Below are 11567 nucleotides of genomic sequence, written 5' to 3' on the forward strand. Positions count from 1 at the left end.
GGGCGCTCAGGCGTCGAGCAGCGCCTTGATCGCGGCGAAGCCGGCGCCGGCGCGCTCGCGCTTGTGGGCGGCGTCGGCCACGGGGTCGGCGCCGTCGCGCTGCAGCTCCTCCGGCGGCAGCTCGTCGAGGAAGCGGCTGGGCGTCAGTTTCATGCGGCTGCCCCACTTGGTGGCCTCGCGCGCGTAGGACAGCCACAAGCGCTCCTTGGCGCGGGTGATGCCCACGTAGAGCAGCCGCCGCTCCTCGTCGATGCGGCCCTCGTCGATGCTGGCCTCGTGCGGCAGCACGCCGTCCTCGACCCCGACCAGGAACACGTAGCGGAACTCCAGGCCCTTGGCCGCGTGCAGGCTCATCAGCCGGACCTGGTTGCCGGGGTCGTCGCGGTCGGCGTGGGTCAGCAGGGCCAGTTGCGCGGCCAGTTCGCCGGGACCGGCGCCGCGGGGGCCCTCGAACCAGCCGGCCAGTTCCTCGAGGTTGCCGCGGCGCATGGCGAACTGGGTCTCGGTCTTGCACTGCGCGCGCACCGCGGCGAGCAGGCCGGAGCGCTCGACCACGCTGCGCACCAGCTCCGCGGGGGGCACGCGGGCGGCGTCCTGGCGCAGGCCGCGCACGATGTCGGCGAAGGCGCCCAGCGCGTTGGCCGCGCGCGGCTGCAGCTGCTTCAGCAGGCCGACCGACTCCACCGCGCGCGACAGCGGCAGGTGCGCGGTGCGCGCCAGTTCCGACAGCCGCGCCAGGGTGGTGGCGCCGACCTCCCGCTTGGGCGACTGCACCGCGCGCAGGAAGGCGCTGTCGTCGTCGGGGTTGGCGATCAGCCGCAGCCAGGACAGCGCGTCCTTGACCTCGGCGCGTTCCAGGAACGCGGTGCCGCCGGACAGGTGGTAGGGCACACGCATCAGCTGCAGCGCCTTCTCCAGCGCGCGCGACTGGAAGTTGCTGCGGAACAGCACGCAGCACTCGCTCCACGGCATGCCCACCGACGCCTGCAGGAACTGCAGCTCGGCGGCCACGCGCTCGGCCTCGTGCGCGTGGTCGCGGCACTCCCAGACGCGGATCCGCTCGCCGTCGGCCTGCGCGCTCCACAGGGTCTTGAGGTGTTCGTGCGGGTTGTTGGCGATCAGCGCGTTGGCCGCGCGCAGCACGCGGTTGGAGCAGCGGTAGTTCTGCTCCAGCTTGATCACGGTCAGCGCCGGGTAGTCGCGGCCGAGCTGGCCGAGGTTCTCCGGATTGGCGCCGCGCCAGGCGTAGATGCTCTGGTCGTCGTCGCCCACGCAGGTGAAGTTGCCCGCGGGGCCCGCGATCGCCTTGAGCAGGCGGTACTGGGCGTCGTTGGTGTCCTGGCACTCGTCGACCAGCAGGTAGCCAATGCGCTCGCGCCAGGCCAGGCGCAGGTCCTCGTGCGATTCCAGCAGCTGCACCGGCAGGCGGATCAGGTCGTCGAAGTCCACCGCGTTGAACGCGGCCAGCCGCGCCTGGTAGCGCCCGTACAGTTCGGCCGCCTCCAGCTCGCGCGGGCTGCGCGCCAGCGCGGCGGCTTCCTCCGGCGACAGGCCGGCGTTCTTCGCCCGCGACACCAGGTGCTGCAGGGCCTGGATCGCGTCGGGCTTCATGCCGTTGCACAGGTCCTTGTACTGCGCCGCGCAGTCGTCGGCGTCGAACACCGAGAAGCCGCGCCGCAGTCCCGCGCGCTCGTGCTCGATCTGCAGCAGCTTCAGGCCCAGCGCGTGGAAGGTGGAGATCGTCAGCCCTTCGGCCGCGTCGCCGCGGATGCGCTTGCTCACGCGCTCGCGCATCTCCTTGGCCGACTTGTTGGTGAAGGTGATCGCCGCGATCCGCCGCGCCGGGTAGCGGCCGGACGAGATCAGGTGGGCGATCTTCTCCACGATCACGCGGGTCTTGCCGCTGCCGGCGCCGGCGAGCACCAGCAGCGGGCCTTCGCAGTGCAGCACCGCGGCGCGCTGAGGGGGATTGAGGGAGTGCATGCCGGGGGGAATCACGGGGCAGCGGATTGTAGCGTTTCGGGCGCGGGCGGATGTGCTGTAATGACGGCGGTCCCGCCTCCCCCGTTCCCGCCATGCGCACTCTCTCCCGGCTCGGCGCGTTGCTGCTCGCCCTGGCCGGCGGCCAGGCCGTCGCGGCCGGCCCGGGGCCCGCGGAAGGCGCCGACGCGCGCTTCGTCGATCGCCAGGCGCTGGACGGGGCCGATCCCGAGATCCTGCGCAGCGCGGGTTTCGAGGCGGCGCATCCGGACCTGCAGTTCCGGCGCCTGGGCGCCGAAGCGCTGCAGGCCGGGCGGCTCGAGGACGCCCGCGGCTATTTCCGGCGCGCGGCGCGCTTCGGCGACAAGCTCTCGCAGGCGGCCTATGCCGAGATGCTCTGGGAAGGCCAGGGCGGACCGGCCGACCGGCCGCTGGGCTACGCCTGGATGGATCTGGCCGCCGAGCGCGGCGCGCCGCTGGCGCTCGCGCATCGCGAGCGTTACTGGCACCGCCTGGACGAGGCCGAGCGCACGCGCGCGCTGGAGGTCGGCCAGGCGGTCTATGCCGAGTACGGCGACGCCATCGCCCTGCCGCGGCTGGAGCGCACGATGCGCCGCGTGGCCAACAACGTCACCGGCAGCCGCACCGGCTGGGTCGGCCGCGTCGACGTCTCGCTGGGCATGGACCCCGGCGGGCGGACCGGCGCGCCCAAGCGCGGCGAGTCCTACTACGCGGATCGCTACTGGAAGATCGACGAGTACGTGCGCTGGCAGAACGAGGCGCTGCGCACGCCCGTGCCCGAGGGGCGGGTGGACGTGGGCGCGCCCGAATCGCTGCCGGACGGGGACTGAGCCGGCGCCGGCCGCCTAAACTAGCGTCATGGCCAAGCTGTACTTCTACTACTCGGCGATGAACGCCGGGAAGACCACCACGCTGCTGCAGTCGGCGCACAACTACCGCGAGCGCGGGATGCGGGTGCTGATCCTCGCCCCGGCACTGGACGACCGCGCCGGCCTGGGCCGGGTGGCGTCGCGGATCGGGCTGGAATCGCCGGCCGAGGCCTTCGCGCCCGGGGACGACCTGCTGGCGTGGGCCGAGCGCGACGTCGCCGCGCACGGGCGGCTGGACTGCGTGCTGGTGGACGAGGCGCAGTTCCTGCGCAAGGCGCAGGTGTGGCAGCTGACCGAGATCGTCGATGCGCTGCGGATCCCGGTGCTGTGCTACGGCCTGCGCACCGATTTCCGCGGCGAGCTGTTCGAGGGCAGCCAGTACCTGCTGGCCTGGGCCGACGAGATGCACGAGATCAAGACCATCTGCCACAGCGGGTCGAAGGCGACGATGACCGTGCGCGTGGACGACGGCGGGCGCGCGGTCAGCGATGGGCCGCAGGTCGAGATCGGCGGCAACGAGCGCTACGTCTCGGTCAGCCGTGCCGAGTTCAAGCGCATCGCCCGCGGCGAGGGCCGGATCGAGCCGGCGCAGGGCGCGCTGCCGCTGGGATAGGCCGCCGCTCCCGCCGCCCGGGCGGCGTTCAGCGCTGGCAGCGCGGGCACCAGACGCTGGCGCGCTGGCCGATGCTGGCCTGCTTGAGCGCCCGCCCGCAGCGCCGGCAGGGGGCGCCGGCGCGGCCGTAGGCGCTGAGTTCCTGCTCGAAATAGCCGGGCAGGCCGTCGGGGCTGATGAAGTCGCGCAGGGTGGTGCCGCCGCGCTCGATCGCGTAGCCGAGGATGCGCCGCACCGCCGCGGCCAGCGCGCGGTAGCGCTCGCGCGAGACCCGGCCGGCCGGGCGCAGCGGCGAGATGCCGGCCTCGAACAGCGCCTCGGCCGCGTAGATGTTGCCCACGCCGACCACCACCGCCTGGTCCATCAGGAAGGTCTTCACCGGCGCGCGGCGGCCGCGGCTCGCCGCGAACAGGTGGTCGCCGTCGAAGGCGTCCGACAGCGGCTCGGGGCCGAGCCCGCGCAGCAGCGGGTGGGTCTCGCCGGGGGGCTGCCAGAGCAGGCAGCCGAAGCGGCGGGGATCGTTGAAGCGCAGCACCCGGCCGTCGTCGAGCGCCATGTCCACGTGATCGTGCGGGCGCGGCGGCGTGTCGCCGGGCAGCACCCGCAGGCTGCCGGACATGCCCAGGTGCAGCAGGGCGCTGCCGGCGGCGGTGTCCAGCAGCAGGTACTTGGCGCGCCGCTGCACGTCCTCGATGCGCTGGCCGGCCAGCCGCTCGGGCAGCTCGGGCGGGATCGGCCAGCGCAGGTCGGGCCGGCGCAGCGTCAGCGCGCGCACCCGGCGCCCGCGCAGGTGCGGCAGCAGGCCGCGGCGGGTGGTCTCGACTTCGGGCAGTTCGGGCATCGGGCGGGCGCGGGCGCAGCGACGGAACCGGCAAGGTGGGCCCGGCGCGGCGCCGGGACAAGGCCGGGGGCCGGCGTCGAGGAGGCCTTCGCGGCCATGTACCGGGGCCAACATACCCGGCCGCAGGGATGGCAAAGCGCCGGGACGGCTTGCATGATGGCGGTGCGTCCCACCCTACCGATTCCGCGACGATGCCCGCTTCCCTGCTCGATTTCCTCGCCGGCGGCCTGCTGCAGTTCGGCTTCTGGCCGCTGCTGGCGGTCCTGCTGGTCTTCACCCAGCTCACGATCTTCTCGGTCACCCTGTACCTGCACCGCAGCCAGGCCCATCGCGGGGTGGATTTCCATCCGGTGCTGGCGCACTTCTTCCGCTTCTGGACCTGGCTCACGACCTCGATGATCACCCGCGAATGGGTGGCCATCCACCGCAAGCACCACGCCAAGTGCGAGACCGAGGACGATCCGCACAGCCCGCAGTTCAAGGGCATCGGCAACGTGTTCTGGCGCGGCGTGGAGCTGTACCGGGAGGCGCGCGGCATGCGCGCGGACATCGACCAGTACGGCAAGGGCTGCCCGGACGACTGGATCGAGCGCCACCTGTACACGCCCTACGCCACCCTCGGCCCGACGGTGCTGCTGTTGGCGATGTTCGCGCTGTTCGGCTTCGCCGGCGTCGCCGTGTGGGCGATCCAGATGGCCTGGATCCCGTTCTGGGCCGCCGGCGTGGTCAACGGCCTGGGCCACTGGTGGGGCTACCGCAACTTCGAGACCACCGACACCGCCACCAACCTCAGCCCCTGGGGCGTGTGGATCGGCGGCGAGGAACTGCACAACAACCACCATGCGTTCCCCAGCTCGGCCAAGTTCGCCCTGCGCCGCTGGGAATTCGACATCGGCTGGGCGGCGATCAAGGGCCTGGAAAAGCTGGGGCTGGCCAAGGTGCTGCGCGTGGCGCCCTCGCTGGACGTGCGCCCCAATATCCACGTGCCCGATACCGATACGGTCAAGGCGCTGCTGGCGCACCGCTTCCAGGCGATGACCGACTACCAGCGCAACGTGCTCACGCCGGCGCTGCGCGAGGAGGCCCGTGCCGCGGGCGCGCGGCTGCGCGCGCTGCTGCCGCGGCGGCTGCGCAAGGGGCTGGTCGACGACGGGCGCTGGCTGAAGCCCGACGCGCGCGAGCAGCTGCAGCGCTGGGTCGAGCAGCGCCCGCGCATCCGCACCCTGATCGAGTACCGCGCGCGCCTGGCGGCGGTGCTGGAGGCGCGCAGCCACGACGCCGGCGAGCGCCTGCGGCAGCTGCAGGCCTGGTGCCAGGAGGCCGAGGCCAGCGGCATCCGCGCGCTGCAGGAGTACTCGGCGCGCCTGAAGGGCTACACCTTGCAGTCCGGCCACGCCTGACGGGGCGATGGCCCCGCGCGTCCGGGTGCGCTCCCTGAGGCGGCCGGTCGCCTGCACGGCGCTCGCGTTGCTGTCGGCGGCGGGCGCCGCGGGCGCGCAGGTGACCGCGACCGGCGAGTACCTGGCGCGGATGGATACCGACGGCGATGGCCGGGTTTCCCTGGCGGAGTACCAGGCGTGGATGCTCTACGCCTTCGAGCGCATGGACGCCGACGGCGACGGCGTGCTGGCGTCCTCGGAACAGCCGGGCGGGCGCGCTGCGCCGCTGACGCGGCAGGCCTATCTGGATCGGCTGGCGGAGCGCTTCCGCCGCCAGGACGCCGACGGCGACGGCAGCCTGGACGCGCGCGAGCTGGCCGCGCCGCCGCGCTGAACGGGCGCCGGCGGGCTTCGGATGCCCGCCATCGAGCGCGGGACCGCCCGGCCCTTCAGCGGTGGGTCGATCTCGCGGCCTGGAAGATCTGCTCGCGGAACCAGACGCTGGCGTCGTCCTCGCGCGTGCGGGGATGCCAGTAGGCATTGATCGAAAGCGCGGGCAGGTCGAGGGGCGGATCGAACAGGTCCAGCGAGGCGGAAAACCGTTGCAGCAGGCGGCGCGGCAGGGTGCACAACAGGTCCGTGGCCGCCACCAGCGGCGGCGCCATCGCATAGCTCTGGGTGGACATCACCACCTGGCGGCTGCGGCCCAGCCTGGCCAGGGCGCGATCCACGAAGCCGGCGAACGGATCGCCCTCCGAAGACACCAGCAGATGCGGCGCGGCGCAGAACGCCGCCAGATCCAGCTCGCGCCGCCCGCGCGGGTGCCCCTTGCGCTGGCCGGTGACGAAGTCGTCGGTCAACAGCGGGCGGCCCGCCCAGCCGGCGTCGGCCGCGGCCTCGATGCCGATGAAGACGTCGATTTCGCCGTTTTCCATGCGCTGCGGCAGGGTGTCCGGGTCGGGCAGGGCGAAGCGCAGGCGCGCTCGGGGCGCGTGCGCGCGCATGCGGTTGAGCAGGTCGGCGCCCAGCGTCAGCGCCGGGTTCTCGTGCAGCGCCACGACGAAGGTCCGCCGGCTGGTGGCCGGATCGAAGGCCGCAGGCTCCAGCAGGGCCGACATGCCGCGCAGCACCTGCTGCAGGGCGGGGCGCAGCGCCAGGGCGCGGGGCGTGGGCAGGACGCCGCGCCCGGTGGGCGCGGCGACGAACAGCCGGTCGCCGAAGACCTTGCGCAAGCGCGCCAGCCGGGCCGACATCGCGGGCTGGCTGATGCCCAGGCGCAACGCGGCATGGGTGAGGTTGCGCTCGTCCAGCAGCGCTTCCAGGGTCAGCAGCAGGTCCGTGTCGATGCCGGCAGGCAGCTTCATCCGGCGCGCCCCGCGTCGTCGGGGCGCCATGGCGGGCGAGCGCGGGTCATGCCGGCTAGCGCTCCTCGCGATCGGTATAGGCGACGGGCACCCAATCATAGCCCCCGGCCGCGCCCGCTCTCAGGTATCCGATGCCCGGAAACGGCAGGTGCGGCGCCGCGATCAGGGTGCGCTCGCGCGCGAACGAAGCGAACTGCGCCTCGCGCACGGCCGCGGCCCGGGCCTGATCCTGGTCGTAGGCGATCGTCACCTCCGGCCGCGGGAACTGCACGGCCCCGGCATGCACGATGTCGCCCACGAAGGTGATGCTCTCGCCCGCGCTGGCGAGCCTGAAGAACGCCGAGCCGGGGGTGTGCCCCGGATGCACCGTGGCGGTGATGCCGGGCAGGATCTCCCGGGTCCCCGAGAACGACCTCACCTGGCCGGCATCCAGGTACGGCTTCAAGGTCAGCCTGGCGATGTCGAAATAGCGCTGGTCGTACCCGGTGCGCGCCTGCTGGCCGTCGTCGAAGAAGAACTCGACGTCCGGCTGGCCGACGTGGACGATGGCATTGGGAAAGACCCGGCGGCCGTCCTCGACCAGCCCGCCGGCGTGGTCGGAATGCGCGTGCGTCAGCAGCACGTCCGTCACGTCCTCCGGCCGGAGGCCCTGCGCGGCCAGTCGTTCGATCAGGCGCCCGCCCTTGCCCGCGCCGAACAGTTGGCCGGCGCCGGTATCCACCAGCACGCGGTGGCCGGGAAGGGTCAGCAGGAAGACGTTGATCGAGGTCTCGACGGGATTGCGCTGGAAGCTCGCCTCCAGCAGGCGGTCGATCTCCTGCGTCGCCGCGCCGTGGAGCAGCGGGTGCAGGTCGATCGGCACCGTACCGTCGGTCAGCGACGTCACCCCGACGTCGCCGATGCGCACGGCGTAGCTCCCCGCCTGCTGTCGTACGGGATGCTGCGGCGCGAACGCGCCTTGTGCGTGCGCGGACGGCATCTGGAAAAACGCGATGGCCAGCGAGGCCAGCACGAGGTGCGTCTTGGTCGGGGACATGGCGATGGACCGGTTGCGTCGAAGCCATCATCGTAGGCACGCGCGCGCGCGCCGGCCAGATATCGCCATCGATACGACCCATCCAGGCAATGGATGGGGCGTGCCATGACCCGGCTTCGATCCTGCGCGAGCCGGCGAGCAGCCGAAAAAAAGGCCGGCCCATGCGGGCCGGCCTGTACGGGCGAGGTGCCCGGCGCAACCTGGGACTACTGGGTGATGTCGACGTTCCTGGTTTCGCGCAGGAACAGCGTGCCGATCACCAGCGTCATGACCGCGATGCCGATCGGGTACCACAGGCCGTAGTAGATGTTGCCGGTGCCGGCGACCAGCGCGAACGAGATCGCGGGCAGGAAGCCGCCGAACCAGCCGTTGCCGATGTGGTAGGGCAGCGACATCGAGGTGTAGCGGATCCGGGTCGGGAACAGCTCCACCAGGTAGGCGGCGATCGGGCCGTAGACCATGGTCACGTACAGCACCAGGATCCACAGCAGCAGGACCGTCATCGGAATATTGATGCGGGCGGTGTCGGCCTTCTCCGGGTAGCCGGCCTCGGTCAGCGCCGCCTTCAGCGCGGCGCCGAATTCGCCCTGCTGGGTCTTGAGCGCGTCGCCCGCCAGGCCCTCCGCCTCATAGGAGGTGACGACCGTCTGCCCGATCCGGACCTGCGCCAGCGAGCCCACCGGCGCCGCTTCCACGCTGTACGGCACGCCGGCGCGGGTCAGCGCGGCGGTGGCGACGTCGCAGGAGCTGGTGAACTTGCGGATGCCTACCGGATCGAACTGGAAGCTGCAGGTCTGGGGATCGGCGACCACGACCGCCGGCGAATTGGTGCTCGCCTCCTCGATCGCCGGGTTGGCGTAGTGGGTGATGCCCTTGAAGATCGGGATGTAGGTCACCGCGGCGATCAGGCAGCCGGCCATGATGATCTTCTTGCGGCCGATCTTGTCCGACAGCCAGCCGAAGAACACGAAGAACGGCGTGGCCAGCAGCAGCGCGGCGGCGATCAGCAGGTAGGACACCGTGAGATCCACCTTGAGCATGCTCTGCAGGTAGAACAGCGCGTAGAACTGGCCGGCGTACCAGACCACGGCCTGGCCGGCGGTCGCGCCGAACAGCACCAGCAGCATCAGCTTCAGGTTGCCGCCCTTGAGCGAATCCCGGAACGGCATCTTCGAGCCCTTGCCCTGCGCCTTCATCTCCTGGAACAGCGGCGATTCCGACAGCTGCAGCCGGATCCACACCGAGATGCCCAGCAGCACGATCGAACCCAGGAACGGAATGCGCCAGCCCCAGTCCTCGAAGGCCTCGACGCCGAGGATCCAGCGGCAGCCCAGGATCACCGCCAGCGACAGGAACAGGCCCAGCGTCGCGGTGGTCTGGATGAAGCTGGTGTACAGCCCGCGCTTGCCGGGCGGCGCGTGCTCGGCCACGTAGGTCGCCGCGCCGCCGTATTCGCCGCCCATCGCCAGGCCCTGGGCCAGGCGCAGCACGATCAGGATCACCGGAGCGGCGACGCCGATCGAGGCGTAGTTGGGCAGCACGCCGACCAGGAAGGTCGAGATGCCCATGACCAGGATCGTGATCAGGAAGGTGTACTTGCGCCCGATGCGGTCGCCGAGGCTGCCGAAGAAGGCCGCGCCGAAGGGGCGCACGAAGAAGCCCGCCGCGAACGCCAGCAGGGTGAAGATCATGCCGGTCGTCTCGTTGACGCCGCTGAAGAACTGCCGCGAGATGATGATCGCGAGCGAACCGTACAGGTAGAAGTCGTACCACTCGAAGACGGTGCCGAGGCTGGACGCGAAGATGACCTTCTTGTGGCCCTTGGTCAGCTCGCCCTTGGGCGCTGCGTTGGCGGTCGTGCTGGACATGTGATGCTTCTCCCTCCGAAGCGTCGTGGATGTGGCGTCCGGGGCGCGGGCCGGTCGCTGTGGTGGCCGCCGGCATGCGGCGGCCGGCGGCGTTTCGGTGTCGCGGCTCCCGCGAGGGGAGCGCCGCGCGGCCGGGCGCGCGGCGGGCGGGTCAGAAGGTGTAGCGGGCCATCGTGTGCAGGCGGATCAGCTCGCCGTCGGCGCCGGACTCGAGCGTGCGCTCTCCCCAGATCGCTTCCACGCCGAGGTCCAGCTTCGGGTACGGCGTCCAGATCAGGTTGGCGTGCAGCGACTGCACCTTCTGGGTCACGCCCAGCCCGGTCCAGGCGCTGTCGTTGTCCCACTGCGAGCGCGCGTAGTAGAGGTTGCCGCGCACGCGGTCGCTGAACACCTGGCGCAGGCCGAAGTAGCCGGCCCAGCCGCCGAGCGCGTCGATGTCGCCGTTGGCGTCGGCGATCGCGTCCTGGTTGATCGTGGCTAGGCCGATGTAGCGGCCGATGCCGTCGCCGCCGGTGAGCTGGTAGCGCAGGTCCGTGGTCTCGCCCAGCTTGACCAGGCCGCTGACGGTCAGGCCGTAGCCGGTGTCGGTGGCGTCGGCGCCGGCGGCCGGCTCGTACTTGAGCTGCCGCGCCATGCCGGCCACGCTGAAGTGGCCCCAGTCGCCCTTGGTGGTGTGGCGCACGATCACGTCGGGGATGGCGCTGTTGTCGCCGGCGATCACCCGCGCGCCGCCGCCGAAGGGCTGCACGGTGGTTTCCGGGCTCTCCAGCGAGACCGTCCACGGGCCGTTGCTGTAGCGCAACTGCGGCTGGCGCACGAACACCACGCCGTCGGTGGGGCCGACGAAATCCACCGCGTCGATCAGCGCCGCGGTGTCCATGAAGTTCGACCAGGTCTGGCCGGCCAGCCAGTTGTTCCAGGTCACGTAGGCGTGGCGCAGGGTGGCGCCGTAGGTATTGGTGGCCGCGGTGTTGCCCAGCGAGCCGCCGAAGAAATCCATCTCGAAGCGCGCGCCGAGCTTGTCGCCGGAATCGAGCGTGGTGCTGGCGTCGAACCACAGGCGCGAGAACTTCAGGTGCGCGTCCATGTAGGTGTCCGGCCCCTCGCCGCCGACCGGGATCGCGCCGGGCGCGTAGAAGTCGCGTCCCGCCGTGCCCTTGGCGATGTCGCCGTCGGTGGTGTGGGTGGCAAGCGCGTCCATGCGCACCATGCCGCCCACGGTGAACACCGTGCCCGGGTTCGCCTGCGGGGTGATGGTGGTGGACTGGATCGGCCGCGCGCCGGCGGGCGCGGCCGCGATCGCCGGCGCCGCGGGCTGCGCGGCCTGGGCGGTGCGCACTTCCTGCACGTCGGCCTGGGTCTGCTGCTGCTGCGACAGCAGCGCCTGCACCTGCGCCTCCAGCTGCGCGATGCGCGCTTCCAGTTCGCGCTCCTTCGCCGTCTGCGCGAACGCCAGCCCCGGCGTGGCCAGGGCGACCGCCACCGCGGCGGCGAGCAGGCGCGGCCGCGCCGCGCGGATGCTGTTTCGAATCATGCTCCCTCCCTCGGGTACGCGATCCCGGCCGCGTGCGCGCCCGGTCGAGGGCCGAGACTGCG

10 protein-coding genes are annotated in these 11567 nt (G+C 71.9%); 4 read left to right on the forward strand and 6 right to left on the reverse strand.

Features of this window, described 5'->3' with window-relative positions:
- Nucleotides 1–6 precede the first annotated feature (6 nt).
- Entirely contained in the window at nucleotides 7–1983 is a 1977-nt protein-coding gene (locus Z164_RS0101045) for a UvrD-helicase domain-containing protein (RefSeq protein WP_024888897.1), read from the reverse strand.
- Nucleotides 1984–2075: 92 nt separating this feature from the next.
- Here Z164_RS0101045 and Z164_RS0101050 point away from each other — a divergent pair, with 92 nt between their 5' ends.
- Nucleotides 2076–2831, forward strand: coding sequence for an SEL1-like repeat protein (locus Z164_RS0101050; RefSeq protein ID WP_043688886.1), 756 nt, complete (start codon nucleotides 2076–2078; stop codon nucleotides 2829–2831).
- Between the two features lie 28 nt (nucleotides 2832–2859).
- Nucleotides 2860–3483: a thymidine kinase gene (locus tag Z164_RS0101055; RefSeq protein WP_024888899.1), complete on the forward strand. Its 624-nt coding sequence runs from the start codon at nucleotides 2860–2862 to the stop codon at nucleotides 3481–3483.
- Between the two features lie 28 nt (nucleotides 3484–3511).
- On the opposite strand, the gene mutM is transcribed toward Z164_RS0101055, so the two are convergent.
- Entirely contained in the window at nucleotides 3512–4324 is an 813-nt protein-coding gene (mutM, locus tag Z164_RS0101060; protein WP_024888900.1) for a bifunctional DNA-formamidopyrimidine glycosylase/DNA-(apurinic or apyrimidinic site) lyase, read from the reverse strand.
- A 191-nt stretch (nucleotides 4325–4515) separates the two neighbouring features.
- Between mutM and Z164_RS0101065 the strand changes: the two genes are divergently transcribed.
- Both Z164_RS0101065 and Z164_RS0101070 read left to right on the forward strand, forming a co-directional pair.
- Nucleotides 4516–5724, forward strand: coding sequence for a DesA family fatty acid desaturase (locus Z164_RS0101065; protein ID WP_024888901.1), 1209 nt, complete (start codon nucleotides 4516–4518; stop codon nucleotides 5722–5724).
- A 7-nt stretch (nucleotides 5725–5731) separates the two neighbouring features.
- Nucleotides 5732–6097, forward strand: a complete 366-nt coding sequence (locus Z164_RS0101070; protein ID WP_024888902.1) for an EF-hand domain-containing protein — start codon at nucleotides 5732–5734, stop codon at nucleotides 6095–6097.
- Nucleotides 6098–6152: 55 nt separating this feature from the next.
- Here Z164_RS0101070 and Z164_RS0101075 read toward each other — a convergent pair whose 3' ends face one another.
- The 4 genes from Z164_RS0101075 to Z164_RS0101090 form a co-directional block, all read right to left on the reverse strand.
- Entirely contained in the window at nucleotides 6153–7067 is a 915-nt protein-coding gene (locus tag Z164_RS0101075) for a LysR family transcriptional regulator (RefSeq protein ID WP_024888903.1), read from the reverse strand.
- Between the two features lie 55 nt (nucleotides 7068–7122).
- The gene (locus Z164_RS0101080) at nucleotides 7123–8103 is read right to left on the reverse strand and encodes an MBL fold metallo-hydrolase (protein WP_024888904.1); all 981 of its coding nucleotides are present in this window, start codon (nucleotides 8101–8103) and stop codon (nucleotides 7123–7125) included.
- A gap of 206 nt (nucleotides 8104–8309) precedes the next feature.
- Nucleotides 8310–9971 (reverse strand): MFS transporter, encoded by a 1662-nt coding sequence (locus tag Z164_RS0101085; RefSeq protein WP_024888905.1) that lies wholly within the window; start codon nucleotides 9969–9971, stop codon nucleotides 8310–8312.
- Between the two features lie 151 nt (nucleotides 9972–10122).
- On the reverse strand, nucleotides 10123–11505 hold the full coding sequence (locus Z164_RS0101090; RefSeq protein WP_081770006.1) for a DcaP family trimeric outer membrane transporter: 1383 nt from the start codon (nucleotides 11503–11505) through the stop codon (nucleotides 10123–10125).
- Nucleotides 11506–11567: the final 62 nt, after the last annotated feature.

Origin of the sequence: Luteimonas huabeiensis HB2 (assembly GCF_000559025.1) — a bacterium.
Classification (GTDB): Bacteria; Pseudomonadota; Gammaproteobacteria; order Xanthomonadales; family Xanthomonadaceae; genus Luteimonas; species Luteimonas huabeiensis.